This is a genomic window from Pseudomonas sp. PB120 (genome assembly GCF_009761815.1).
Classification (GTDB): domain Bacteria; phylum Pseudomonadota; class Gammaproteobacteria; order Pseudomonadales; family Pseudomonadaceae; genus Aquipseudomonas.
In genome coordinates, this window is record NZ_RWIN01000099.1 from 1 (window position 1) to 26,438 (window position 26,438).

Here is a 26,438-nt window from a genome sequence, read left to right on the forward strand (position 1 = left end):
GCGCCCCTGTCACTTCAGACAGGGGCGCGGGCTTTTTGCATTGGCCTGCAATCATCCGCCGTAACGGATCAGCTTTCGGCCATGGCCAGGCGTTCACGCGTCACCGGAGCCTTTTCCGCGTGCTCCAGCTGCATGCAGCGCTCCAGAAATAGGAACATGTAGTCGTAGCTTTTGCACACGGCCTGACGCAATTCCACTTGCAGCGCCTTGCTCGGGTTCGTGCCAGCCAGTGTGCAGATGATTTCCAGCGCTTCCCACGGATGGGCATCGTCATACTGGGCGTGCATCTTCAACCACTTCATGGCGCGCTTGCGATCTTCCTCGGGAAAGGCTGCCGCATAGACACCATTGGAACAGACCACCGCTGACCACTCACCAGTCGCACCTTCGATGGCATAGTTGGTCGCGGCAATGGCCACGATCAACGAGTCCGCCGAACTGGTGTGCCAGCACCAATGGCTCAGGGCATGAAGCTCGGGGGCCACTTGCTGTGCTTGCAGATCTTCCAGAGTGACGCCGTGTGCACGGCTCCAGTTCACCCAGTAATCGGCGTGGTTCAATTCGACGCGAATGTTGCGCATCAACCAGCGCCGCGCCATGTCCTCGCCGGGATGGCGGGCAAAGCGGGTCTTGGTCAGGTTTTGTGCCATGTATAACGCGAACTGCTCGACCACTGGCCAGCCACCGATAAGGTACTGACGCATGGTCTTGGCGCTGAGTTTGTTGTCACGCATGCGCTGATACAGATCGTGTTCGACAACCCGGCGCTTACTCTCGCTGCAGTCCTGGATCAATCGCTGAGCCCAGGCGGGGTAACTTGCAGCTTCCATGAGGGGTCCGGTTCGGCTGAATGTGTCGATCACTGTCGAGCTCCTTTTGATTGTGATTGTTAGGATCAGCAAGAGATTTCAACGGAACGTGCCTGGCGCCTTGAACAACAACGGCTGGGGCCTGGCGGGACGACTTTGCAGACTGTCGCAGGTAAACCGATGCGGGCGTTCAATGACATACCCTTGAGCGTAATCCACCCCGATTTCCAGCAATGCCTGCTCGATCTGGGGTGTCTCGACAAACTCGGCAATCGTACGCTTACCCATGACATGGCCGATGTGATTGATCACCTCGACCATGGCGCGGTTAATCGGGTCGTCCAGCATATCCTTTACGAAACTCCCGTCGATCTTCAGGAAGTCTACAGGCAAATGTTTCAAGTAAGCGAATGAGGACATTCCGGCACAAAAGTCGTCAAGTGAAAAATGACAACCTAACCCCTTGAGCTCATTGATAAATCTGATTGCACTGCCAAGATTGGAAATTGCGCTGGTTTCCGTGATTTCAAAACAAATCATTTCAGGCGGTATGGCGTAAGCGATGAATTGCTCGCGCAGGAACACCAGGAACGCCTCGTCTCCGATGGTCGTGCCTGACAGATTGATCGCACACATGGCCAGCGGCCCCTTGTGTTTCTCGGCCATGCATTGGGCGATGATCTTGAAAACATTCTGCACGACCCAGCGATCAAGGGACGTCATCAGGCCGTAACGCTCGGCGGCCGGAATGAAACTGTCCGGCAGGATCATGCGCCCGGCTTCGTCATGCAGGCGCAGCAGAATTTCGATGTGCCCACCGCCCTGCCCCGCATGGCCAAGGGGCGCAATTTCCTGGGCGTACAGGCAGAAGCGGTCGTCTTCCAGCGCCATGTGCAAACGCTGGACCCAGGCCATTTCGCCAAAGCGCAGGGACAACTCCGAATCGTCGGCATGATAGACCTGAACCCGGTTGCGCCCCTTTTCCTTGGCCATGTAGCACGCCATATCAGCCGCGCGCAGCGAGGCCTCAAGGGTGGTCGGGTTCTGGTTGACGTGAACCAGCCCGATACTGACGGTGGTCACAAACGGCCGGCCTTTCCAGACAAAGTGCAAGTTCTGCACCGTCTGGCGCAAGCTCTCGGCGATTTTCTCCGCCGCGTCTAGCGAGCAATTTTCCAACAGGATCCCAAACTCGTCGCCGCCCAGCCGCGCCAGCGTGTCGCCTTCGCGCAAACCCGATTGCAACAGCGCGCAAATGTGCCGCAGCAACTCGTCGCCGGCCGCGTGACCGCAGGTATCGTTGACCAGTTTGAATTGATCCAGATCGAGGAACATCAGGGCATGTCGCCCCGGCTGGCGCGTCAGGGTGTGCAGCGCCTGCTCCAGGCGGTACTCGAACTCGCGACGGTTGGCGAGCCCGGTCAAGGCATCGTGGGTCGCTTGCCAGGACAGGTTGGCAATGTATTGCCGCTCCTGGGTCATGTCGTGCAGCACCAGCACCGTGCCGCTGACTTTTCCGGCATTGCGGATCGGCGCACCCACCAGCGTGACGGATACCGTGCTGCCATCCAGGCGCTGAATCAATTTTGAATGTTCGCTGCCGCCACTGAGCTGACCGCTCAGGATGTGTTCGATCAACGTAAACCCATCGGCCTGGGCGTTTTCGTCCAGCAGATTGAACAGCGCCGCCAGCGGCAGGCCCGTTGCCTGCTCGGCCTTCCAGTGCGTCAACGCTTCGGCGGCCGGGTTCATGTAGGCAATCGCGCCCTCCACGTCAGTGGTAATCACCCCGTCACCAATCGATTGCAGGGTGATTTGCGCCCGGTCTTTCTCCAGCTGCAAGGCGTCGGCGAAGGCGTGGCGTTGCTTGAGCAGTTTGTGCGTACGCATCAAGGCCAGCGCAATCAGGCCCAGCGCCGTCGCCAGGTTCGTGACCAGCAACAGCCGCAGTATCACCCGCGACCCCTCGCCCAATGCATCGCTGAAGGCTTTCGCAGCCGGCGTTACGCCGTCGTTGATGTCGAAAATCTGCTCTTTCCAGCGCTGGATGTCGGCGTCGGTGGTCTGTGTGGCGCGGATGTGCTGGTGCATTTCCTGCGCAACGTTGTCGAGTTGCACCAGGTAGCCGTCACCCACGGTCCAGCGTTCGATGGCTTTTTCGAGGTAACTGAAATGGCGAAAATTGAGGTACAGCCAGATCAGGCTGGAGACGTCATCCGGGTGGTTGCCACCTTTGAGGATGGCCAGGCGTGCCGCCTCGATATTGGGCGGATGAAGGTCCAGTGCCAGACGCAATTCGTGGCCGCCCTGAGGCACGGCAATCGCGTTCTGATACTTGAGGAAAATGGTTTCGTCGCGACTGTCCGCATAGAGATTGAGGTAATAGATGGCGTCTTTCTGGCCCTTGGACCACAGGCTTTCACCCGCGACGTAGCCGCGAACTGCCGACAGGACATAAAGGCTGACGCCGCCCAGCAGCGCCTGAAATAACACAACGGCAATAAATGGCCAGACGATGCCCAACAACCGTGGCGTTCCGAGTGTCCGCGTTTGATTCATGAGATCCCTTGTTTTAGCACTGCCAGATCAGCATCCCGACGTGATCGCTACAGCTAGACTAGGGTGCGTTCTCGATCCCGGCAAGCGGGAAGCCCTTTCTGTGGGCCAGTGCACGTAAATAACTGTTTTCAGTGAGATGCGGACACACACAAAGAGAAACAGTTCCTCGAAAACATTCGCGACCCACCGACCACAAGCAAAAGCGCTTGCAGGCAATCGAGGCGTTGAACGTAAGCTGGAAATAGCCGCGCAGCACTGATCAGTGCTGCTGCAAATGCCCGTACAACTTGGCGTACAAACCACCTTCGGCAATCAATTGCTGATGGTCGCCGTCTTCGGCAATTTGACCGCCGTCGAACACCAGCACCCGGTCGGCCTGCTTCACGGCGGACAATCGGTGCGCAATGATCAGCGTGGTGCGGTGGCTGAGGAACCGCGCCAGTGCCTGATGCAGGTTGTATTCGGTGGCGGCGTCCAGGGCTGAAGTGGCCTCGTCGAGGATCACCACTTTCGGTTCGGCCAGCACCATCCGCGCAATCGCCAGGCGTTGGCGCTGACCACCGGACAAGCGCACGCCGGAACGTCCGACGATGCTGTCCAGGCCATGGGGAAGTTCGCGAACGGTCTGGTGCAGTTGCGCGATTTCCAGCGCTTGCCAGCAGGCTTCGTCACTGCGTTCACGGCCCATGGTCAGGTTGGCGCGAATGGTGTCGTTGAACAGCGCGGGATGTTGCAGGACCACGGCGACATTTTCGCGCACGGTTTCCAGGCCGATGTCCTGCTGGGTGGAACCGCCAAAGCGGATCGTCCCGGCCAACGGCGTGTACAAGCCCAGCAACAGCTGCACCAGCGTGCTTTTGCCGCCACCGCTGGCGCCGACAATCGCCACTTTCTCACCCGGCGCAATCGACAGGTTCAGTTGGTTCAGCACCAGTTCATCGCCGTAACCGAAACTCAACCCCTGAACTTCAATGCCCACCGTCTCACGACCAGTGAACGGGTCGACGCCGCCGGGGTATTCCGGCTCATCGGCCCGGGCCAGCAGTTCGTTAATCCGAGACAGCGCACCGCCGGCCGCGTAGTAGGCGTATTGCAGATTCAGCAGCTGTTCCACCGGACCGATCATGAACCACAGGTAGCTGAACACCGCGAGCATCTGGCCGATGGACAGGTCGGAAAACAACACCGTGAGCATCGCGGCGGCGCGGAAAATATCAATGCCGAACTGGAACAACAGGCCGCTGGCGCGGTTCGAGGCATCGGTTTTCCACTGCGACGTCACGGCGTAATCGCGAACTTCACGAGCGCGTTGACCGAGCCGCCCGAGGAAAAAGCCCTGACGGTTGCCGGCACGCACTTCCTGAATCGAATCGAGGGTTTCGGTCAGCGCCTGGGTGAAGCGCGAGGTGCTGTCGTTCTCGAGTTTCTTCAGGTGTTTGACCCGCTTGCCCAGCAGCACCGTGGCATAGATCACCAGCGGGTTGAACAGCATGATCAGCAGCGCCAGCTTCCAGTGCATCCAGATCAGAATGCTCGCGGTGCCGACCAGGGTCAGCATGGCGACGAGGAAACGGCTGAGGGTTTCGCCGACGAATTTGTCCAGGGTGTCGAGGTCCGTCACCAAGTGCGTGGTCACCGTGCCGCTGCCCAGGCTTTCGTATTCGCCGAGGGAAATGCGCTTGAGCCGTTCGATCAGCCGAATGCGAATGCGGTACACCATGTCCTTGGCCAGCGCCGCGAACAACCGCGCCTGCACCACGTTGAACAGCAACGCCGCGCAACGCAGGGTCAAGGTCACCACCAGCATCAGGCCAATGTAACCCGCCGCTTTCTGCCAACCGTCAGGCAGCGCGTGGTTCATGACCTTCAACGCGGCATCACCGTGGCCCAGCAACACTTCGTCCACCAGCAACGGCAACAGCAAAGGGATCGGCACGCTGCACAACGTCGCCAGCACGGCCACGCCGTTGGCGATCCACAAGGACTTTTTGTGTTGAAGGGCCAGCCGACGGATTTCGGCCCAGCTCAGGCGATCGACACGCGTTGGAGCGGGTGCATCATCGGGCTGGTCATGCACAGGCAGCGCGCTCCAGCCAGCGGCCGAGCAGCGGTGACAGTACACTCAGAGGCTGATAGCCATTAGTCAGCAACGCCAATTGACCATCACGCTCAGCCAGCAAGGTCGGGAAACCGGCGATGCCCAGGTCTTGCACCCAGGTGAAATCGGCGGCCGTCGCGGCATGCATATCGGCACGGTCGAAGGCGGCGGCGAATTCGATGCGCGGCAGGCAGGCCTGTTCCGCCAGTTCCACCAGTACGCTGGCGTGGGTCACGTCGCGACCTTCGGCGTAGAACGCATGCTGAATCAAGCCAAGCAGTTTCCACGCGCAATCCGCAGCCAGGCTGCGCGCCGTCACAAGCGCACGGCAGGCGGGCTCGGTGTCGTAGACAAAACCGTCAGGCAGCGCGCCTTCAGTCTTGAACGGCTGGCCCGTGGACTCAGTGACCGCCTGCCAATGTTCAAGAATGTAGCGCCGGGTGGTCGGCTCCAGCGCCGAACCACTGCCGGTGCGCAAACCACCTACCACCAGATGCACTTCCACCCCAGCCGCGTGCGCCTGCTCGACCAGTGCGTTGGCCACCGGAGCGAAGCCCCAGCACCAGGAACACATCGGATCCATCACATAGAGCAGGCGGCGCGCAGACATGGTTCAAGCCTCTGAAGGGGTTTGCTTGTAGTTGTAGCCGATCGGATGAGGCAAGTTGCGCGCCTTGGCCAGTTCGATCTGCTTTTGCCGATCAATGGCACTGCGACGGGTCTTCTCGCTCAGGGTATTCCAGCAATGCGGGCAGCTGATGCCGGCCACGTAGTGCTCGGACGCCCGGTCTTCGACGCTGATAGGTGTACGACAGGCATGACATTGATCGTAGTCACCTTCGCTGAGGTCATGACGTACGGTGACGCGGTTGTCGAACACGAAGCAGTCGCCCTGCCATTTGGTTTCTTCCTGCGGTACCTCTTCGAGGTACTTCAGAATGCCGCCCTTTAGGTGATAGACCTCGTCGAAACCCTGGCTGAGCATGTAGCTCGACGCCTTTTCACAACGAATGCCGCCGGTGCAGAACATGGCGACTTTCTTGTGCACGGCCGGATCAAAATTAGCTTTGATGTAGTCGGGAAATTCGCGAAAACTGGTGGTTTTCGGGTCGATGGCGCCTTCGAAGGTGCCGATCGAGACTTCGTAATCGTTGCGGGTGTCGATCAGCAACACCTCTGGATCGCTGATCAGCGCGTTCCAGTTCTGCGGGTCAACGTAGGTGCCGACCTTTTTGTTCGGGTCCACGCCGTCGACGCCGAGGGTGACGATTTCTTTCTTGAGTTTGACTTTGGTGCGATAGAACGGCTGGTCGTCGCAGTACGACTCTTTATGGTCGATGTCGTCCATGCGCGGGTCGTTCTTGAGCCAGGCCATCAGCCCGTCAATGCCTTCGCGGCTACCGGACACGGTGCCGTTGATGCCTTCTTCAGCGATCAGCAGCGTGCCTTTGATGCCGTTGTCGACCATCGCTTGCAGCAGTGGCTCGCGCAAGGCGACGTAATCTTCCAGGGTGACGAACTTATACAGTGCCGCCACGACAATCTGTTGTGTCATGGGTAATTCTCCAGGTGGCTACCCTCGTAAGGGGTGAACCGGATGCGAAAAAAAACGCGCCGGGTTAGCGGCGCGTTTCGCATTCTAGCAAAAAACGTGTGGCTTTAGGATTGATGATGGCTTCTGTGGCGAGGGAGCTTGCTACCGCTCGGCTTCGAAGCAGTCGTCATGCAGGCGATTGAAGGCCTTCAGACAGATCAATGTCGCAGGTTTTGGACCGCTTCGCGGTCCAGCGGGAGCAAGCTCCCTCGCCACAACAGCTTGTCTGCTCAACAACTCAACAAGCCATCAACCTTTCACATTAATGCTGACTGCCGCCAGCACAGGTCGGCGAGGCCGGGGCCGCGTCGATCTGTGCCCATTCCTCAGGCGTGTAGGTATGCAGCGCCAACGCATGGAACTCGCCCATCAGCTCGCCAAGCGTGCCGTAGACTTTCTGGTGACGCTTGACGCGGTTGAGCCCTTCGAACTGCTGGCTGACCACCACGGCCTTGTAATGGGTTTGCAACCCACGACTGTGCATATGGCTTTCATCCAGCACTTGCAGGTATTCGGGCTGTAACAGGGCCAGCGTCGATTCGATGCGTTGTTGCATGGTCATACCGAACTCCGCTTACGGCTTTTTCTTGGCTGGAGCAGCAGCGCCTTTAGGCACCAGCTCGTTGGTCATGTCGTCCAGCAGCTTGTTGACCACAGGCACCGCGCTTTCCAGCTTGGCTTGAGTCATCTGGGCCGATTGCTGAGTCAGCTGCGGCATTTTTTCCAGGACTTTCTTGCCCAGTGGCGACTGGTAGAACGCGACCAGGTCTTTCAGCTCGGATTCGCTGAAGTTGCTGGTGTAGAGCTTGACCATGTCTGGCTTGAGCTTGTCCCAGCCGATGGCCGCGTTGAGTGCTGCGTTGGCTTTGGCCTGGTAGGTTTCCAGCAAGGCTTTTTTCGATTCAGGGGCTTTGGTCTGTTCAAAGCGCTGAGCGAACATTTGCTGCACTTGCATGTACACCGGAGTGCCCAATTTGTCAGCGTGCGCCAGGGTCAGGAAAGTTTCGGCACTGGCATTGTGGCTGGCGGTATCGGCGAAAACAGGGCCGCTGGCGCAAACCAGTGCAACCGCGGTACAGATGGCACGAAGACGAGTCATCGAGTTTCCTTTTCTAACAGGCGAGGTAAGACCCCAAGGGCGACCATTCTGCGCCTAAAAAAGTGTGTCACTCAACCCCAAGCCCTGTCCGGCCTGATTTAGAGGGGTTCAACGGGCAAATTCCTGCCCGAGGGAACCACGGCCGACGATCAAGGCCTAAACTGCGCTATCAGACCTACAGGAGTGTGCATGATGAGCCGTATTGAAACCGACAGCCTTGGCCAGGTGGAAGTCCCGGATGAAGCCTACTGGGGCGCTCAGACGCAACGCTCGCTGATCAATTTCGCCATCGGCACCGAACGTATGCCGCTGGCGGTCCTGCATGCGCTGGCCCTGATCAAGAAAGCCGCGGCGCGGGTCAATGACCGTAATGGCGACCTGCCTGCCGATATCGCCCGCCTGATTGAACAAGCCGCCGACGAGGTGCTCGACGGCGAGCACGACGACCAGTTCCCGCTGGTGGTCTGGCAGACCGGCAGCGGCACCCAGAGCAACATGAACGTCAACGAAGTCATCGCCGGGCGTGCCAACGAACTGGCCGGCAACCCGCGTGGCGGCAAGATCCCGGTGCACCCCAACGATCACGTCAACCGCTCCCAGAGTTCCAACGACTGCTTCCCGACTGCCATGCACATCGCGGCCGCCCAGGCAGTGCAGCAGCATTTGCTGCCGGCGATCAGCGAACTGTCGGGGGGGTTGGCCGAGTTATCCGCACGGCACATGAAACTGGTCAAGACCGGGCGTACGCACATGATGGACGCGACGCCGATTACCTTCGGCCAGGAAGTCTCGGCGTTCATCGCGCAACTGGATTACGCCGAACGGGCCATCCGCAGCGCCCTGCCTGCCGTGTGCGAACTGGCCCAGGGCGGCACCGCGGTCGGCACCGGGTTGAACTCGCCCCACGGTTTTGGCGAAGCCATCGCTTCGGAGCTGGCCGCGCTGTCCGGACTGCCGTTTGTCACTGCGCCGAACAAATTCGCCGCGCTGGCCGGTCATGAGCCGCTGACCACGTTGTCCGGCGCGTTGAAAACCCTGGCCGTCACCCTGATGAAAATCGCCAACGACCTGCGTTTGCTGGGCTCCGGCCCGCGCGCCGGGTTTGCCGAAGTGAAATTGCCGGCCAACGAACCGGGCAGCTCGATCATGCCCGGCAAGGTCAACCCGACCCAGTGCGAGGCCTTGTCGATGCTGGCGTGCCAGGTGTTGGGCAATGACGTCGCCATTGGTTTTGCGGCGAGTCAGGGGCACTTGCAGCTGAACGTGTTCAAACCGGTGATCATCCACAACCTGTTGCAATCGATCCGCCTGCTGGGCGATGGCTGCAGCAACTTCCAGCAGCATTGCATCGCCGGCCTGGAGCCGGATGCAGCGAAAATGGCTGAGCATCTGGAACGTGGCTTGATGCTGGTGACGGCGCTGAACCCGCACATTGGCTATGACAAATCGGCGGAGATTGCCAAGAAGGCGTATGCCGAGGGGCTGACCTTGCGGGAGGCGGCGTTGCAGTTGGGGTATCTGACCGATGAACAGTTTGATGCGTGGGTGCGGCCGGAGAATATGCTTGAAGCTGGGGCCAAGGGTTAAGATTTTCAGCGTCTGTTAATCAGTCATCGCGAGCAGGCTCGCTCCCATAGGGGACCCCATTCTTCTGTTAGAACTCGGTTGAATGTGGGAGCGAGCCTGCTCGCGATGAACGATAACGCGGTCTAACCGGCCGCCATCCGAACCTTGCGGGCCTTGAGCCCCGCCATCAACGACGGCCCCAACGCTACCAGCGCCGAACCGAGCACTACCAACACCGCCCCGCCATACCCCAGACCATTGATCGTCTCGGCATGCACGTACTCTGGCCACCAGCTCGCGGCCAGGGCGACAGCCGCGAGCGTCACCAATGGCGTGATCGCCAAGGTCGCACTCACCCGCGACGCTTCCCAGTGGGCCAACGCTTCGGCAAACGCGCCATAGGCAATCAGGGTATTCATGCAGCAGGCCAGCAACAGCCAGCCTTGCACCGGCGTCAGTTGCAGCGCTTCCAGCGGGTGCACCCACGGCGTCAGCAACAACCCGCAGAACAGGTAAATCACCATCATCACCTGCAACGAATTCCACACCGTCAGCAATTGCTTCTGCCCCAGGGCATAGAAGGTCCAGACCGTCGACGCCAACAGCACCAGCAGCACGCCGGCGGTGTAGTCGGTCAAGGACGTGAGCAGTTCGGCCAGGCGCTGGTTGAAAAACAGGCCGAAGCCGATCAGCAGCACCAGCAGGCCAATGCCCTGCCCCACGCTGAACCGCTCCTTGAACACAAACAGGCTGGCGATCAGCAACATGATCGGGCCCATCTGCACCACCAGTTGCGCGGTGCCGGGGCTCAGCAGGTTCAGGCCCATCAAGTACAACACGTAGTTGCCCACCAGGCCGAGCACGGCCATCAGCACCAGCCAGCCACCACGCGGGCCGAGCACCCTGGGGCTGGGCAAACGCCGGGTGGCCGCCAGGTAAATGAACAGGCAACCGCCGGACACCATCAGCCGAAACCAGGTCACGGTGACCGGGTCCATCACCAGCAGCACTTGTTTGAGTTTGATCGGCAGGATTCCCCATAGCAGCGCGGTCAACAGGGCCAGAAACAGACCGTAAACCCAGCGACCCGATGAAATGTGCATGTGTACCCCAAAGCCCGATGACGAGAACGGTCATTCTAGGCGCAGCGGCGCGTGGCACACAGGGACAGTTGGTGACCGGGCGCAAATGAAACTGTGCAGGTCGCAGGATTAATTTGGCGAAATGCCGCCGATCGATTGGCCGGGCGCTGTAAGCGGTTCATGCATAAGCTGATTGAACTCGCCCACAGGATCAGCCTTCAGGAGATTGCCATGTATGGCATGCGCGCCCAGGACAACGCCCCCGCCACGCACTTTCGCAGCGACCGGATGTGTAGGGTGAACGGGGAGTTGTATTTCAGTACCCGGGAAAACACGCTGGAGGGGCCGTTTGAGAATGCCGAGAAGGCTGAGCGGGAGATTCAGGCGTATATCGCGCGGATGCAGGGTTTGAGTGCCCGGCGTTAGACCGAGGCGCAGCCATCGCGAGCAGGCTCGCTCCCACAGGGATCTAGCAGACAACATAGATCCAATGTGGGAGCGAGACCGGCTTGCCGGCGATGACGATATAGCAGTCACCAAAAAATGTGGATGAATTAACGCACCGCTTCAAACAACCCCGTCGCCCCCATCCCGCCACCCACGCACATGGTCACAATGCCGTACCGCACGTTGCGTCGCTGCAACTCCCGCACCAGATGCCCAACCTGACGCGAACCGGTCATGCCGAAAGGATGGCCGATGGAAATCGAGCCGCCATTGACGTTGTATTTCTCGTTATCGATCCCCAGCCGATTGCGGCTGTACAGGCACTGCGAAGCAAACGCCTCGTTGAGTTCCCACAGATCAATGTCGGCAACCTGCAAACCCTTGGCCTTGAGCAATTTCGGTACCGAGAACACCGGGCCGATGCCCATTTCGTCCGGTTCGCAGCCGGCCACGGTGAAACCACGGAAGAACGCTTTGGGCTTCAACCCCAGCTCCAGTGCTTTTTCCAGGCTCATCACCAAGGTCATGGAAGCGCCGTCGGAGAGTTGCGACGAGTTACCGGCGGTCACCGAACCGTCCTCGGCAAACACCGGTTTCAATCCCGCCAGGCTTTCCAGCGTCGTGTCAGGGCGATTGCAGTCATCGCGATCGACGATACCGTCCAGAATCTGCACCTGACCGGTCGCCTTGTCTTCAACCCGATACTTTACCGCCATCGGCACGATTTCATCGTCGAACAACCCGGCGGCTTGAGCCTGGGCAGTGCGCAGCTGACTTTGCAGGGCGTACAGATCCTGTTCTTCACGGCTGACGTTGTAACGACGCGCGACGATTTCGGCGGTCTGGCCCATCGGGAAGTAGATGCCCGGCACCTGTTCCTTGAGTAGCGGGTTGATCAGGTTATCGGTGTTGACGCTCTTCATGGTCAGGCTGATGGACTCGACACCACCGGCGACGATGATGTCGCTGCAACCCGACGCAATCTGGTTGGCGGCGATGGCAATCGCCTGCAAGCCCGACGAGCAAAAACGGTTGAGGGTCATGCCGGCAGTGCCGGTGCCCAGGCGCGACAGCACCGCCACGTTACGACCGATGTTGTAACCCTGGGCGCCTTCGTTGGAGCCCGCGCCAACGATGCAATCCTCGACGCTGGCCGGGTCGATGCCCGAGCGCGTCAGCAGTGCATTGACGCAGTGAGCCGCCATGTCGTCGGGGCGGGTCTGGTTGAACTTGCCGCGAAAGGATTTGGCCAAGCCGGTCCGTACGCTGTCGACGATCACCACTTCACGCATGGCATACCTCATTGTTGTTGTCGGTTGAGAGTGGACCGAGCATAAATCCACCCATCAGCGACCGCGACAATCATTCACCCCGCGTATGCGTAACCATCGCCTCACTTCTTATGTTTTTTCGACTTCTTGTCGGACTTTTCGAAGGCCTCTTCCAGCGCCCGGTTAATGGTGCGCAGGACTTTCACCCGGGCCCAGCGCTTGTCATTGGCCTCCACCAGGGTCCAGGGTGAAATCTCGGTGCTGGTACGGTCGACCATGTCACCGACCGCGGCACGGTAAGCATCCCACTTTTCGCGGTTGCGCCAGTCGTCTTCGGTAATCTTGAAGCGTTTGAAAGGGATCGCTTCCCGGGCCTGGAAACGCTCCAGTTGCGTCTGTTTATCGATGGCCAGCCAGAACTTGACCACGATGACGCCCGAATCGGAAATCTGTTCTTCGAAATCATTGATTTCGCTGTAAGCCCGCAGCCAGTCCGCCGGTGGGCAGAAACCTTCAATGCGCTCCACCAGCACCCGGCCGTACCAGGAACGGTCGAACACCGTGAACTTGCCCTTGGCCGGCAGGTGGCGCCAGAACCGCCATAAATAGGGTTGCGCCCGCTCCTCTTCGGTGGGGGCGGCAATTGGCACAATGCTGTACTGACGTGGATCGAGCGCCGCTGCGACCCGGCGAATCGCCCCGCCCTTACCGGCCGCGTCATTGCCTTCGAACACTGCCACCAAGGCGTGCTGGCGCATGCGTTTGTCGCGTAGCAAACCGGAAAAGCGCGCCTGCTCGGTCACCAGTTGTTCTTCGTAATCCTCCTTGTCCAGGTGCCGGGTCAAATCCAGGCTGTCCAGCAGGTTCAACTGATCAACGCTGATCGGCAGCGGCGCGGCGCTGACCTTCTCGGGATGAATGTTGGATCGCTTCAGGGCGCTTTGCAGGCCTTCGAGCAGAATCCTGCCCACCGTCAGGCTGCGATAATGCGCGTCCACCCCTTCAATCACGTGCCAGGGCGCATAGTCGCGGCTGGTTCGGCGCAACACCCGCTCGCCGTATTTCACGAACTGGTCGTAGGTTTTGGATTGTTGCCAGTCCAGCGGACTGATGCGCCAACTGTGCAAGGGGTCGTCAGCCAGCGCCTTGAGCCGAGCCTTCATTTGTTTTTTGGACAGGTGGAACCAGAACTTGAAAATCAGTGCGCCTTCATCGCAGAGCATTTTTTCAAAGCGTTCCGACTGGTTGATCGCCTGATCCAGCACCGCGTCCTTGAACAAACCGTGGACCCGCCCCTGCAGCATCTGGCTGTACCAGTTACCGAAGAACACGCCCATGCGGCCCTTGGCCGGGAGCATGCGCCAGTAACGCCAGGCCGGAGGCCGGGACAGCTCTTCGTCGGTCTGCTGATCGAAGGTGCGAACCTCGATCAAGCGCGGGTCCATCCACTCGTTAAGCAACTTGACCGTCTCGCCCTTGCCGGCGCCTTCGATGCCGTTGATCAGGATGATCACCGGAAACCGCTGTTGCTGCTGAAGGTCGAACTGAGCTTCGAGCAACGCCTCGCGCAGCGCAGGCACTTCGGCGTCATAGGTTTCTTTGTCGATAGCGTGGCCGATTTCGGCAGATTCGAACATGGACGACTCCCTTTCCAGATTGAGCAAGACTAGCGGATTGGGCCGATCTTTGTAGGAGCAAGCTTGCTCGCGATGGACATTAACGTTAACGCGTGTTGCCTGAGTAAACGCGCCGCTCTTGATTTCATCGCGAGCAAGCTCGCTCCTACAGTGGATAAAGTACCGATCAGCTAGAATGGCCGCCTTGCCGTTGCCGAGCCTGCCATGAAACCTGTATTGCCCCACGCCCAGCTCGACTGGGACGAACAAGGGCTCCCGCGTTCGCGGGTGTTCGATGATGTGTATTTTTCCGACTTGTCGGGTCTGGATGAAACCCGTTACGTGTTTCTCGAACAGAATGCTCTGCGTGAGCGCTTCGCGGCGTTGCCGGTGGGCGGGAGACTGGTGATTGGCGAAACCGGTTTCGGCACCGGGTTGAATTTTCTGTGCGCCTGGCAGTTGTTCGAGCAACACGCGGTGGCCGGTGCGCGACTGCACTTTGTCAGCGTCGAAAAGTACCCGTTGAGCCAGCCCGATCTGCAGCGTGCCTTGGCTTTGTGGCCGGAACTCAAGCCCTTTGCCGATCAACTGCTGGCGCAGTACGTGGCGATCCATCAGGGTTTCCAACGCCTGGTGCTGGACAACGGCCGAGTCACGCTCACCTTGCTGATCGGCGATGCACTGGAACAATTGCCGCAACTGGATGCGCAGATCGATGCCTGGTTTCTCGACGGTTTCGCCCCGGCGAAAAACCCGGACATGTGGACCGCCGAACTGTTCGCCGAACTCGCCCGGCTGGCGGCGCCCGGCTCGACCATCAGCACCTTCACCAGCACCGGTTGGGTACGCCGATTGCTGAATGCGGCCGGCTTCAAGATGAAGCGCACGCCCGGCATCGGCCACAAATGGGAAATCCTGCGGGGCACGTTCCTCGGCTGGCCTGCCGAAGTACCGGCGCCTACCGTGGTGAAACCGTGGTTTGCACGCCCTGCACCGCTGACCGGCGAACGCCGTGCGCTGGTGATCGGCGCCGGCCTGGCCGGTTGCGCGACGGCTGCCAGCCTGGCGGCACGCGGCTGGCGGGTGAGTGTCCTGGAGCGCCACGATGCCGTGGCACAGGAAGCCTCAGGTAATCCTCAAGGTGTGTTGTATCTCAAGCTTTCGGCCCATGGCACGGCGTTGTCTCAGTTGATTGTCAGCGGTTTTGGCCACACCCGACGCGTGCTTGAACCATTGCAGCGTGGCGTCGACTGGGATGATTGCGGGGTCCTGCAACTGGCGTTCAATGCCAAGGAAGCGGATCGCCAGGCGCAGTTGGCTGCGGCATTCCCGGATGATTTGCTGCATACCCTCGATCGCGAGCAGGCCGAGATCCGCGCCGGCATCACGCTGCAGTCGGGCGGCCTGTTCTACCCCGAAGGTGGCTGGGTGCATCCGCCAGCCTTGTGCCGCTGGCAAGCGGCGCACCCGAATATCCGGATCCTGACGCATCACGATGTGCTGGAGTTGCGCAAGGCCCACGGGCAGTGGCAAGCCTGGGATGGCGAAAGATTGCTGGCCGAGGCGCCGGTGGTGGTACTGGCCGGTGCTGCCGAGATCAAACGTTTTCCGTACAGCAGCGAGTTGCCGCTCAAGCGCATTCGCGGGCAGATCACTCGACTGCCACAGACACCTGCCAGCCAGGCGTTGAGCACTGTAGTGTGCGCTGAAGGTTATGTCGCGCCGGCTCGTTTGGGTGAACACACCCTGGGCGCCAGTTTCGACTTCAACAACGATGACCTGACCCCAACCGCTGCCGAACACGCCGGCAACTTGCAGATGCTTGAAGAAATTTCGACGGATCTGGTTGCACGGCTTGGCGCAGACGTTTTGCAGCCCGACGCACTTGAAGGCCGCGCCGCATTTCGCTGCACGAGCCCCGATTACCTGCCGATTGTCGGTCCCTTGGCCGATGGCCAGGCGTTCGCCGACGCCTACAGCGTCTTGAGCAAGGATGCCCGGCAAACACCGGACATCCCCTGCCCTTGGCTGGACGGTTTGTACGTCAACAGCGGCCATGGCTCCCGAGGGTTGATCACCGCACCGCTGTCAGGCGAGCTGCTGGCAGCCTGGCTCGATGACGAACCCCTGCCCTTGCCAAGGGCCGTGGCCGAAGCCTGTCATCCGAACCGCTTTGCCTTGCGTCGCTTGATCCGAGGCAAGGCCTGAGGCGATCAATCCAGCGCAAAACAGGTCCTTTCCGCTTCGGCAGAGATGGCTGCCTGGGTCAGGCGCTTCAACAAATCGCCTTCAGCCACCTTCAATTCAGCGGCGATGCTGTCGGCCGAGGGTTGAAAGGCCGCACCAAGCGTTACCTGGTTTTCAAACACCGTGTCCATCCGCGCATGGAAGGGCTCCGTAAGGTCCGAGAATTGCTGGGCATGATGCTCTCGCAAAAAGTCGCTCCAGAACGTGCGGTTAGCGATGTAAGTCGACAGTTCCGGTGTGAGTTCCGCAGCCTTGATCCTGGTGTAGGCAAGCTCCAGATCGTTTGCATCTACACCACTCAACGATTCATAACGCATGCTATCCGGCTGGCCGACCAGATCTAGTCTGTCAGCCAGACGGACGCGATAAGCCAACTCCACTTCCACCTGATCAAGCGCCGATTTGGCCTGAACCCTTTCCCGAGCGATCTTCCCAAGGTAATCCAGCCGGAATTGCCGCCGCCCAAGTTGCAGCAGCCGAGCAGCTCGATCATGGGCATTAACGGATTGCCGAACCACCTCATGGATATCTACCGCCACCTCAAGGTTACTGAACATAACGGCTGCAGAATCAGCGCAGTTGGCCTTATGTGCCATTGATAGCAATTGATCGCACAACGCCCTATCACTCTGAATCGCTTCTATGACATTCCAGACCCGACGCGTCATGTCGCCCTGCACCACACGGTTATCTGCCGTTCCCCCTAGCTCTGCCAGCAACTCAAAAAAGCTTGCCGAGCGGGGTTCGTTCCTCAGCGCCAGCCATTCGCGATTACGCTCTGCATAGTTCGCTTCCCGCTGTTCTGGCATCCACAGGTCTCGAGCCTTTTGCTCATGACGCACCCGAGAGTCATTGTGCAGCAGCCCCATCCCTATGCCGGTACGGCTATGGTAGGCATCCAGCCTCGTTTGGCTAATCGCGGATATTTCGTTATCTTTCAAGTTGATCCCCAGAGCGGATTGCTGAGGGAGTTCGAACAGCCATTGCGGTAACTCCGCAATGTTGTTACCTCGCAGGTCCGCGAAGCGCAGATTTGGCAAGCGGGATAACCCGACAGGCAGTTCCGTCGCGTGAGTATCGCGCAGCGACAGCTCTTTCAGATCCAGCATTTTACGGACGTCAATCGTGGCTCCCAGGGGATTTCCGTTCAGACTCAACGTACGCAAATTGCGCATGCCCGCCAGTTTTCGCAAGGTGTACTCGGTCAGCTGTATCTGATTACCCTCCAGGCTCAATTGCTCAAGATCGGGCATGTGCGACAGCACTTCAGGCAATCGTGTGAGTTTATTGCGGTCCAGGTTCAGCGTGACAAGCCCTTTGAACGGTGTGAGGAAATACGCCAGCTCATCACCAGCCTGCATCTCATTGACGGAAAGGCTGCGTACATGGGCAACATCCTGCTCGGTCAGCGTCGGCAATGGGCCTACAGGGTTGTACTCCAGCGTGAGCGCTGTAGCAGAACGAGAGGTCCCTGCTATCCGGCGCCAGCATTTTTTGATGGCACGGGCCACCTGACGGCGGCTGACACGGATATCGTTTTCCTTTCTCGACAGCTTCTTTGCGGCCTCAGCTATTGCCGCTTTATCATCACGCCAGGTGTGCAGCACCCCGCGCAGTTTTTCCAGTTGCTCCTCCAGTGTCTTGATGTGATTGACCCGCTGCATCTGGGTGCTGCCGGCGCTGTCGAGAAACGCCGAAGCCTGGGCGTTCGTGAACAGCGGATAGAGCTTTTTGACTTTACGCATCAAGCTCCATGCATGAGAGCCCACAGCAGGGGGATCCGCCAGGACACAAGCAGCAAGATACTTGTGTGTATCACTGCGTTCCCCCCGAATCACCCGCCCGGTACGCACGGGGTCGCCAGCGGCAGCCCTCAACAGGCGTGATCTTAACGTCCGTAAATCGAGCGCATCGTTGCCAGTAAGGCTCATGCGGGTGCGCTGCGTGGCTGGCAATGCATCAAGTATCGACCCAAGCAGTGTGTCGCTCGCGAGTGTGGAAGACACATTGCCATTGGTTCGGGTGACCTGGTAGCCCCCGGGTGTCTTGACAATGATCTGCAGCGATTGCGGATCCGCTTCGCCTACGCTGTCCAGCAAGGTGCCGGTGGCTGACCCCTGCCGCACTTCGATTCGACAGCTGTCATCCCAGCCTTGCACCCTGTCCATCAGGCCGAGCGCCAGCCTGTCGGTATCGGCATTGGCCAGTTGCGGGAGATGCAACCCGGTCAGCGCACGGTCCTGCCTGATCTGCGCCTGTGCCTCGCTGACCTGCCGGGCGAGATCCATGCCGAGGATCTTACGGTCACGTAAAAAGATGCGATCTTTGGCAGAGGCGTTATCGAACAATTCCTCACACACCTGCGTCGGAAGGTCACCGGCGTGTTCTCGCAATAGCGCCACGTCACCGGTGGCGGTACCGTTCCAGGTTTTATAGAGCCACTCAAACAGCGGTTGGCGATTACTCTTGAGGCCTGTCGCGATCTTCTTTGCCAAGAGCTGCGATTTCGATTGAGTGGTGGTTTTTCCGATGATGCCCTCCACCTCCGCCGAATAGAGACCACTGATGACCGTATCGAGCAGCTTCCCGGAGTCCAGATCCGACTGATGGACGTGTACGCTGTTGACATCATCATCGTGTGGGGCTGTCTCGGGGAAACGGGACACGACCAGGTCCTCCTCGTCGCGCACTTCAATGAAGCGCTCCGACGGCCATCCCGGCAACCTCGGCAGTGTATGCAGCTGCTCCTGAATGAAGTCCTTGCTTGCGGTCTCCCCCCGATCCATGGCCGTGACCATCGCAGTGATGCGTCGGTCAATTCTGAAGCGCTCGACACAATCGTTCAGCCGCTGCGGTAACTTGAGGTTGCTTTCATGAAGCTGGTACAACTTTTCAGGTGTCATGTCGGTGATGTCGGCAACCGCTTCCAGATCGCTGCCCAGATCACTCAGGCTCGGATCCGTGCGTCCCAAGGCATATGCACCGTCTCGCCACTCGTGCGCATGCTCATAGACATGCCGCCATCCACCCTCCACATTTCGCTCGACGGCAGGCGCGAAGGCGTCAGTGCGCAGCGGATGATTGAGGGTCCATGCCGATCCTGCTGACTTGCGGGTGGCTCGATAAGGTGCACCCTCGATGACGATTGACGTCTGGCCGGCATGCCGGTGAAGCCCTTGCGCGTCGGGTTGTGCGTCGATTGGCAGAGCCGAGGTCTGTTTATAGGGGGCAAGGTCGGGTTTCCACAACTTTGCTTTACCGTCCGTGCGGGTGACGGCTTCGAAATCGTCGAAGAATGTCTGGTGTTCCTTCGCACCCTTACCGAAAACGTTCTTGATGATTTTTCCTCCGACGGCAAACGCCGCCAATTGCGCGACGTTTTCCACCACACTCAACAAATGTTGCAGCGCCTCGGCCCGTTCGCCGTGGGTCCAGTCATCCACACCTTCATACACCTCGTAGAGGATGTCGACGGCGGCTGCCATCAGCATCAGATGGCCGATCACGGGTACAAAAAAAGAGGCGGCGTTCAACAGAAGAAGACCGCCTTCAAGCAATACTTGAATGGTTTTTTCCCTCTGCTGCTCATCGACGTCTTCAGTCGGCACAGCCAGCATTCGCGCGTCTTTCTCAGTCGTACTGACAAACGAGTTGAAGAAAAAATCGGCAATGCAGGTGTCGGCGGGAGCGGCAGCGAGCGTGCCCAGGGTCTTGCCCTTGTCAAACTCGGTAAAAAATCCGGTTTTATCGTGGCCGTGCAGGTACTGCTCGGCGAACGTTTTTCTGTAGTTTTTGCTTTGCAAATGGAGGGTCAGATAGATCTTGAAGTCATCCAGCGAGGCGTACTCATAAAGCGGTCGTCGTGGTTCGTTCGGCATGTACACCACACAACGGGCCTTCGGGTCGGTATCGATGGAGACTTTGCTGAAGACCAGTGCCCCACAGATGCAGGTGTCATGAATCATAAGGCCCTGCCAATGCACCGGCCCGCCATCAAACACTGCGTCTTTGGTTTGCGCGGCAGGAAGATCCTGATCAATCACACTCAACAGCATCGTGTAAGCAGCGGGAGTGATGTTCTTCTTTAGGGAGGCCACGTGGAGGGCAACTCGCATGTCCAGCACCTTCAGCCGCCGGATGTCCGCGACGCTGGCCTGATCATTCACAGGCGCGTCATTGGCGGGTCTGGCCGGCAGTGCCAGGGCCTTGGCAATATGCCGCTGATAGCGGGCCCCCAAATCGAGTTCACGACAAAGTGCGGCGAATTTCACCGGGGTTATTTCAGCCCCTGATTGGGCCTGTTCATTGATGCGTATGACCGACTCGGCTGAAAAACCACCGTCGCTTGCTTCCTTGGCGGTAAAGTTTTCCATGGCCGCCTGGAGCAGGCTGCGTGATGTGGTGGTTTTCAGATCAGGGTACCCGAAGGCCGGGAGTGCACCGGTGGACGTGTACTGTGTTGTCGTGATGTCCAGCGTGTCGCGCTCGACATCGACCGTCCATTTACCCTTGAGGAAAACGGTCAGTTGCTCCTTGCAGAATTCGTCCAGCGGCTTGAGCTTTTTGAGCACCTCGGTGACCTTGCCGTGGGTAACAAAAGACTGGTCGAACGCAGCCTTCAACGCCTGCACGGTGTTCAGATCCGCCGTCGCCAACCAAGGCGCGATAGACGCTTGAAGCACTTGCGCCTTGTCCAGGTCGCCTGTGTGTTCCAACAACGCTTCGAGGCGTTGTGCCGATGTCATGGGCACCGCCACGGGGACGGTTTTGGCAGTCGTAACCTGCATGAGCAATATCCTTATTGCATTGAGAGACACCCAGTTTAGGAAGCCCGGTCGGCAATTGATAACTCGAAAACCGGGTCGGATGGCAGTGCTTCCAAGCAGTTACTTCTATGCATTCCAGCAATAATTACCGCCACGGCCCACGGCCTTTCTGCTGCGGCCGCCGTTCGTCCAGCAATCCCTGCTTATTACTTATCGATCTAAAACTCCCATAACCGAGGCGGGTCAGTTTCTGAGTACCCGCTGTTTTGGGCGGGTATCGATAGACCCTCCCCAACGGAAAAACCGGTAAGGACTTTATGTGCGGATTAGCTGGCGAGTTACGCTTTGATCATCAACCTGCGGACCTCGCAGCCGTTGAACGAATCACCCATCACCTGGCCCCTCGCGGCCCTGATGCATGGGGTTTTCACAGCCAAGGGCCGATTGCCCTTGGCCATCGTCGCCTGAAAATCATGGACCTGTCCGACGGCTCGGCGCAGCCGATGGTCGACAATCAACTGGGCTTGTCCCTGGCCTTCAACGGCGCGATCTACAACTTCCCGGAACTGCGCACCGAGCTGGAAAGCCTTGGTTATGCGTTCTATTCCGGCGGCGACACCGAAGTGCTGCTCAAGGGCTACCACGCTTGGGGCGAAGCACTGCTGCCCAAGCTCAACGGCATGTTCGCCTTCGCCATTTGGGAGCGTGATGCCAAGCGTCTGTTCATCGCCCGCGACCGCCTCGGCGTGAAGCCGTTGTACCTGTCGCGCACCAGCCAGCGCCTGCGCTTCGCCTCCGCTTTGCCGGCGTTGCTCAAGGGCGGCGACATCAACCCGATCCTCGATCCGGTAGCGCTCAACCATTATCTGAATTTCCATGCGGTGGTTCCGGCACCGCGCACCTTGCTGGCGGGCATCGAGAAGCTGCCGCCCGCGACCTGGACGCGCATCGAAGCCGACGGCACGACCACGCAGAAAACCTGGTGGACGCTGCCCTACGGCCCACACGCCGACGAGATGGACCTGACGCTCGAAGACTGGCGTGACCGCGTCCTCGACAGCACTCGCGAAGCGGTGGCGATTCGTCAACGCGCCGCAGTCGACGTCGGCGTGCTGCTGTCCGGCGGGGTCGATTCGAGCCTGCTGGTGGGGCTGTTGCGTGAAGTCGGCGTGGAAAACCTGTCGACCTTCTCCATCGGTTTCCAGGATGCGGGTGGCGAACGGGGCGACGAGTTCCAGTATTCAGACCTGATCGCCAAGCATTACGGCACGCAGCATCATCAACTGCGCATCGACGAAAAAGAGATCATCGAACAGCTGCCCGCGGCGTTCCGCGCCATGAGCGAACCGATGGTCAGCCATGACTGCATCGCCTTCTATCTGCTGTCCCGTGAAGTGGCCAGGCATTGCAAAGTGGTGCAGAGCGGCCAGGGTGCCGACGAACTCTTTGCCGGTTATCACTGGTACCCGCAGGTGGACGGCGCGGACGATCCGTACGCGGCTTACCGCGAAGCATTCTTTGACCGTAGCTACGACGACTACGCCGCCACTGTCCAGCCGAAATGGCTGACTGCCAATGACGCCGCAGGCGACTTCGTCAAAGAACATTTCGCACAGCCTGGCGCCGAGGCGGCGGTGGACAAAGCCCTGCGCCTGGACAGCACGGTGATGCTGGTGGACGACCCGGTCAAGCGCGTCGACAACATGACGATGGCCTGGGGTTTGGAAGCGCGCACGCCGTTTCTCGACTATCGCCTGGTGGAATTGTCGGCACGGGTGCCGGGCAAATTCAAACTGCCGGACGGCGGCAAGCAAGTGCTGAAAGAAGCGGCGCGTCTGGTGATTCCGAGTGAAGTCATCGACCGCAAGAAAGGTTATTTCCCGGTGCCGGGCCTCAAGCATTTACAGGGCGACACGCTGAACTGGGTGCGCGAGTTGCTGCTCGATCCCAGCCAGGATCGCGGCCTGTTCAACCCGGCCATGCTCGACCGTCTGCTGACCGATCCGCAAGGTCAGTTGACGCCGTTGCGCGGCTCCAAGTTGTGGCAACTGGCAGCCCTGAACCTGTGGCTCAGTGAACAAGGAATCTGATCGATGAAACCCCATGCCACGGCTTACAGCCAACGCTTGCTGCGCGGTCAGGCGCCCTCCTACGAACGCTTGCAGGCACGCCTGGCTGAAGACGGCAGCGAACTGGGCGCGGCGCCGATTGCCGTGCATTGCGGCTGGGGCCGGTTGTTGATCGGCCACACGTTCCCCGATCCGGCCAGCCTCGCCCAGGAGTTGCTCAACGAACAACCGGGCGAACGCGACATCGCCCTGTATGTCGCCGCGCCCCAGCAAGTGCTGGGGCTGGAACCGGCGCAGCTGTTTCTCGACCCTTCCGACACGCTACGGTTGTGGTTCAGCGATTACCGTCAGGCGACCCGCGTGTTTCGCGGTTTTCGCATCCGTCGGGCGCAAAGCGATGCGGACTGGCTGGCAATCAATCAGTTGTATCAGGCCCGCGGCATGCTGCCTATTGATGCAAATCTGCTGACGCCGCGTCATCTCGGCGGCCCGGTGTATTGGCTGGCCGAAGACGAGGACAGCGGCGCGATCATCGGCAGCGTGATGGGCCTCAATCACCACAAGGCATTCAACGATCCAGAAAGCGGCAGTAGCTTGTGGTGCCTGGCCGTCGATCCGCAGTGTTCGCGGCCGGGTGTCGGCGAAGTATTGGTACGGCACCTGATCGAACACTTCATGAGCCGTGGGCTCAGTTACCTGGACCTGTCCGTGCTGCACGACAACCGTCAGGCGAAAAGTCTTTACGCCAAGCTCGGTTTTCGCAACCTGTCGACCTTCGCCATCAAGCGCAAGAACGGCATCAATCAACCGCTGTTTCTCGGCCCGGGCCCGGAGGCCGAGTTCAATCCGTATGCGCGGATCATCGTCGAGGAGGCTCATCGTCGCGGCATTGACGTGCAGGTCGACGATGCCGACGCCGGGATGTTCACCCTCAGCCACGGCGGGCGGCGGGTGCGCTGCCGTGAATCCCTCAGCGACCTGACCAGCGCCATCAGCATGAGCCTGTGCCAAGACAAAAGCCTGACCCATAAAGTGCTGAAAGCCGCCGGGCTGAATCTGCCCTCGCAGCAACTGGCCGGCAACGCCGACGACAACCTTGCGTTTCTCGACGAGCATCAACGAGTCGTGGTCAAACCGCTCGACGGTGAACAGGGTCAAGGCGTGGCGGTGGATTTGCGGACGATCGAAGAGGTTCAGCAGGCCATTGAGTCCGCCCGTGAATTTGACAGTCGCGTGCTGCTGGAAAGCTTTCATGAAGGCCTGGACCTGCGGATCCTGGTGATCGGCTTTGACGTGGTTGCCGCCGCCATTCGCCGGCCCGCGGAAGTGGTTGGCGATGGCCAGCACTCGGTCGGCGCACTGATTGAAGCCCAGAGCCGGCGACGTCAGGCGGCCACCAGTGGTGAAAGCAAAATCCCTCTGGACCATGAGACCGAGCGCACATTGCAGGCGGCGGGTTACGACTACAGCAGCATTCTGCCGGCGGGTGAGCATCTGTTCGTACGCCGCACGGCGAATCTTCATACCGGCGGCATTCTTGAAGATGTCACCGCGACCCTGCACCCGACCTTGGTGGATGCCGCTGTTCGTGCGGCCCGTGCGCTGGATATTCCGATGGTCGGGCTCGACCTGATGGTGCCCGCCGCCGATCAACCGGAGTACGTGTTTATCGAGGCGAATGAACGGGCCGGGCTGGCCAACCATGAACCGCAGCCGACGGCGGAGCGGTTTGTTGATTTGTTGTTTCCGCACAGTCAGCCGGCAGTTTCTTAGAGATGTAGCGCCTGTGAGGCCGTCATCGCCGGCAAGCCGGTCTCGCTCCTACATTTGACCGCGTTCCACTGTGGAAGCGAGACCGACTTGCCGGCGAAGACGGCCTCACAGGCACCCAATTCCCTCTCATCGAAACCATCGATGTTCTTTACTCATCAGGAGTTTCCATGACCAGCAAAATCCCCGAACCGGACCTCACCTACCTGCAAAAAGTCTTGTTGGAGATGCTCGCCATTCCCAGCCCTACCGGTTTCACCGACACCATCGTGCGGTACGTCGCCGAGCGTCTGGAAGAACTCGGCATTCCGTTTGAAATGACCCGGCGCGGCACCATTCGCGCCACGCTCAAGGGCAAGAAGAACAGCCCGGATCGCGCCGTCTCTGCGCATCTGGACACCATCGGCGCGGCCGTGCGCGCGGTGAAAGACAATGGTCGCCTGACCCTCGCGCCCGTGGGTTGCTGGTCCAGCCGGTTTGCCGAGGGCAGTCGCGTCAGCCTGTTTACCGACAACGGCGTGATCCGCGGCAGCGTGTTGCCGTTGATGGCGTCCGGGCACGCGTTCAATACGGCCGTGGATGAAATGCCGATCAGCTGGGACCATGTCGAATTGCGTCTGGACGCCTACTGCGCCACTCGCGCCGATTGCGATTCCCTTGGGATCAGCGTCGGCGATTTCGTCGCCTTCGACCCCCTGCCCGAATTCACTGAAAGCGGGCATATCAGCGCCCGTCACCTGGATGACAAGGCTGGCGTCGCGGCGCTGCTCGCCGCCCTTAAAGCCATCGTCGACAGCGGCGAAGAGCTGATGATCGACTGCCACCCGTTGTTTACCATCACCGAGGAAACCGGCAGTGGCGCGGCCGCTGCATTGCCGTGGGATGTCAGTGAGTTTGTCGGCATCGACATTGCGCCGGTTGCACCGGGCCAGCACTCCAGCGAACACGCGGTCAGCGTGGCGATGCAGGACTCCGGCGGGCCTTACGACTATCACCTGTCGCGGCATTTGTTGCGACTGGCCGGCGAAAACGAGCTGCCGGTGCGGCGCGATATGTTCCGTTACTACTTCAGCGATGCCCATTCGGCGGTGACGGCCGGCCACGACATTCGCACCGCCCTGCTCGCCTTCGGCTGCGACGCCACCCACGGCTACGAGCGCACGCACATCGACAGCCTCGCCGCCCTCAGTCGCTTGCTCGGCGCCTACATCCTCAGCCCACCGGTGTTCGCCAGCGATGCACAACCGGCCAAGGGTTCGCTGGACCGGTTCAGTCATCAGATTGAACATGACACGCAGATGGAGAGCGATACCCGGGTGCCGTCGGTGGACAGTCTGGTGGGGCAGCGGTCCGAAAGCTAATCCGGGTTTTTGTTGCCTGGGCTGACGCTATCGCGAGCAGGCTCGCTCCCACAGGGGAATGCAGTCAATTGTGGGAGCGAGCCT

General features: G+C 59.7%; 17 protein-coding genes. 6 read left to right on the forward strand and 11 right to left on the reverse strand.

Annotated elements, in window-relative coordinates; genetic code table 11:
• Positions 1-68 precede the first annotated feature (68 nt).
• The 7 genes from EJA72_RS18665 to EJA72_RS18695 form a co-directional block, all read right to left on the reverse strand.
• Positions 69-830, reverse strand: a complete 762-nt coding sequence (locus EJA72_RS18665; protein ID WP_157712883.1) for a TenA family transcriptional regulator — start codon at positions 828-830, stop codon at positions 69-71.
• Positions 831-908: 78 nt separating this feature from the next.
• Positions 909-3,368 carry an EAL domain-containing protein gene (locus EJA72_RS18670; protein ID WP_157712884.1) on the reverse strand — a complete coding sequence of 820 codons (2,460 nt, stop codon included), beginning with the start codon at positions 3,366-3,368 and terminating at the stop codon, positions 909-911.
• Between the two features lie 259 nt (positions 3,369-3,627).
• Positions 3,628-5,445 carry an ABC transporter ATP-binding protein gene (locus EJA72_RS18675; protein WP_178129450.1) on the reverse strand — a complete coding sequence of 606 codons (1,818 nt, stop codon included), beginning with the start codon at positions 5,443-5,445 and terminating at the stop codon, positions 3,628-3,630.
• Entirely contained in the window at positions 5,438-6,076 is a 639-nt protein-coding gene (locus tag EJA72_RS18680) for a DsbA family protein (RefSeq protein WP_157712885.1), read from the reverse strand. The genes EJA72_RS18675 and EJA72_RS18680 overlap by 8 nt, the downstream gene beginning before the upstream one ends.
• A gap of 3 nt (positions 6,077-6,079) precedes the next feature.
• Positions 6,080-7,021, reverse strand: a complete 942-nt coding sequence (locus EJA72_RS18685) for a rhodanese-related sulfurtransferase (RefSeq protein ID WP_157712886.1) — start codon at positions 7,019-7,021, stop codon at positions 6,080-6,082.
• A 301-nt stretch (positions 7,022-7,322) separates the two neighbouring features.
• On the reverse strand, positions 7,323-7,622 hold the full coding sequence (locus EJA72_RS18690) for a BolA family transcriptional regulator (protein WP_157712887.1): 300 nt from the start codon (positions 7,620-7,622) through the stop codon (positions 7,323-7,325).
• A 12-nt stretch (positions 7,623-7,634) separates the two neighbouring features.
• Positions 7,635-8,159, reverse strand: a complete 525-nt coding sequence (locus tag EJA72_RS18695) for a DUF2059 domain-containing protein (protein WP_157712888.1) — start codon at positions 8,157-8,159, stop codon at positions 7,635-7,637.
• A gap of 192 nt (positions 8,160-8,351) precedes the next feature.
• Here EJA72_RS18695 and EJA72_RS18700 point away from each other — a divergent pair, with 192 nt between their 5' ends.
• On the forward strand, positions 8,352-9,746 hold the full coding sequence (locus EJA72_RS18700; protein WP_157712889.1) for a class II fumarate hydratase: 1,395 nt from the start codon (positions 8,352-8,354) through the stop codon (positions 9,744-9,746).
• A 122-nt stretch (positions 9,747-9,868) separates the two neighbouring features.
• Here the strand turns inward: EJA72_RS18700 and EJA72_RS18705 are convergent, their stop codons facing one another.
• The gene (locus EJA72_RS18705; protein WP_157712890.1) at positions 9,869-10,828 is read right to left on the reverse strand and encodes a DMT family transporter; all 960 of its coding nucleotides are present in this window, start codon (positions 10,826-10,828) and stop codon (positions 9,869-9,871) included.
• A 210-nt stretch (positions 10,829-11,038) separates the two neighbouring features.
• Here EJA72_RS18705 and EJA72_RS18710 point away from each other — a divergent pair, with 210 nt between their 5' ends.
• Positions 11,039-11,233 (forward strand): DUF6316 family protein, encoded by a 195-nt coding sequence (locus tag EJA72_RS18710; protein WP_157712899.1) that lies wholly within the window; start codon positions 11,039-11,041, stop codon positions 11,231-11,233.
• A 128-nt stretch (positions 11,234-11,361) separates the two neighbouring features.
• Here the strand turns inward: EJA72_RS18710 and EJA72_RS18715 are convergent, their stop codons facing one another.
• Positions 11,362-12,546 carry a thiolase family protein gene (locus EJA72_RS18715; protein ID WP_157712891.1) on the reverse strand — a complete coding sequence of 395 codons (1,185 nt, stop codon included), beginning with the start codon at positions 12,544-12,546 and terminating at the stop codon, positions 11,362-11,364.
• A 101-nt stretch (positions 12,547-12,647) separates the two neighbouring features.
• Positions 12,648-14,162 (reverse strand): polyphosphate:AMP phosphotransferase, encoded by a 1,515-nt coding sequence (gene pap / locus EJA72_RS18720; RefSeq protein ID WP_157712892.1) that lies wholly within the window; start codon positions 14,160-14,162, stop codon positions 12,648-12,650.
• 204 nt (positions 14,163-14,366) lie between these two features.
• Here pap and mnmC point away from each other — a divergent pair, with 204 nt between their 5' ends.
• A complete protein-coding gene (mnmC, locus tag EJA72_RS18725) occupies positions 14,367-16,349 on the forward strand; it encodes a bifunctional tRNA (5-methylaminomethyl-2-thiouridine)(34)-methyltransferase MnmD/FAD-dependent 5-carboxymethylaminomethyl-2-thiouridine(34) oxidoreductase MnmC (protein WP_157712893.1) in 1,983 nt (660 codons plus the stop codon).
• A 5-nt stretch (positions 16,350-16,354) separates the two neighbouring features.
• Here the strand turns inward: mnmC and EJA72_RS18730 are convergent, their stop codons facing one another.
• Positions 16,355-21,175 carry an NEL-type E3 ubiquitin ligase domain-containing protein gene (locus EJA72_RS18730; protein WP_157712894.1) on the reverse strand — a complete coding sequence of 1,607 codons (4,821 nt, stop codon included), beginning with the start codon at positions 21,173-21,175 and terminating at the stop codon, positions 16,355-16,357.
• 296 nt (positions 21,176-21,471) lie between these two features.
• Here EJA72_RS18730 and EJA72_RS18735 point away from each other — a divergent pair, with 296 nt between their 5' ends.
• The 3 genes from EJA72_RS18735 (at position 21,472) to EJA72_RS18745 (ending at position 26,354) form a co-directional block, all read left to right on the forward strand.
• Positions 21,472-23,244, forward strand: a complete 1,773-nt coding sequence (locus EJA72_RS18735) for an N-acetylglutaminylglutamine amidotransferase (protein ID WP_157712895.1) — start codon at positions 21,472-21,474, stop codon at positions 23,242-23,244.
• A gap of 3 nt (positions 23,245-23,247) precedes the next feature.
• Positions 23,248-24,996 carry an N-acetylglutaminylglutamine synthetase gene (ngg, locus tag EJA72_RS18740; protein WP_157712896.1) on the forward strand — a complete coding sequence of 583 codons (1,749 nt, stop codon included), beginning with the start codon at positions 23,248-23,250 and terminating at the stop codon, positions 24,994-24,996.
• A 167-nt stretch (positions 24,997-25,163) separates the two neighbouring features.
• Positions 25,164-26,354, forward strand: coding sequence for an osmoprotectant NAGGN system M42 family peptidase (locus EJA72_RS18745; RefSeq protein ID WP_157712897.1), 1,191 nt, complete (start codon positions 25,164-25,166; stop codon positions 26,352-26,354).
• Positions 26,355-26,438: the final 84 nt, after the last annotated feature.

Bases quoted from the DNA above. Each gene is read 5' to 3' on its own strand.
- EJA72_RS18665 (WP_157712883.1), bottom strand. From the start codon at position 830: ATGGAAGCTGCAAGTTACCCCGCCTGGGCTCAGCGATTGATCCAGGAC.
- EJA72_RS18670 (WP_157712884.1), bottom strand. From the start codon at position 3,368: ATGAATCAAACGCGGACACTCGGAACGCCACGGTTGTTGGGCATCGTC.
- EJA72_RS18680 (WP_157712885.1), bottom strand. From the start codon at position 6,076: ATGTCTGCGCGCCGCCTGCTCTATGTGATGGATCCGATGTGTTCCTGG.
- EJA72_RS18685 (WP_157712886.1), bottom strand. From the start codon at position 7,021: ATGACACAACAGATTGTCGTGGCGGCACTGTATAAGTTCGTCACCCTG.
- EJA72_RS18690 (WP_157712887.1), bottom strand. From the start codon at position 7,622: ATGACCATGCAACAACGCATCGAATCGACGCTGGCCCTGTTACAGCCC.
- EJA72_RS18695 (WP_157712888.1), bottom strand. From the start codon at position 8,159: ATGACTCGTCTTCGTGCCATCTGTACCGCGGTTGCACTGGTTTGCGCC.
- EJA72_RS18700 (WP_157712889.1), top strand. From the start codon at position 8,352: ATGAGCCGTATTGAAACCGACAGCCTTGGCCAGGTGGAAGTCCCGGAT.
- EJA72_RS18705 (WP_157712890.1), bottom strand. From the start codon at position 10,828: ATGCACATTTCATCGGGTCGCTGGGTTTACGGTCTGTTTCTGGCCCTG.
- EJA72_RS18710 (WP_157712899.1), top strand. From the start codon at position 11,039: ATGTATGGCATGCGCGCCCAGGACAACGCCCCCGCCACGCACTTTCGC.
- EJA72_RS18715 (WP_157712891.1), bottom strand. From the start codon at position 12,546: ATGCGTGAAGTGGTGATCGTCGACAGCGTACGGACCGGCTTGGCCAAA.
- pap (WP_157712892.1), bottom strand. From the start codon at position 14,162: ATGTTCGAATCTGCCGAAATCGGCCACGCTATCGACAAAGAAACCTAT.
- mnmC (WP_157712893.1), top strand. From the start codon at position 14,367: ATGAAACCTGTATTGCCCCACGCCCAGCTCGACTGGGACGAACAAGGG.
- EJA72_RS18730 (WP_157712894.1), bottom strand. From the start codon at position 21,175: ATGCAGGTTACGACTGCCAAAACCGTCCCCGTGGCGGTGCCCATGACA.
- EJA72_RS18735 (WP_157712895.1), top strand. From the start codon at position 21,472: ATGTGCGGATTAGCTGGCGAGTTACGCTTTGATCATCAACCTGCGGAC.
- ngg (WP_157712896.1), top strand. From the start codon at position 23,248: ATGAAACCCCATGCCACGGCTTACAGCCAACGCTTGCTGCGCGGTCAG.
- EJA72_RS18745 (WP_157712897.1), top strand. From the start codon at position 25,164: ATGACCAGCAAAATCCCCGAACCGGACCTCACCTACCTGCAAAAAGTC.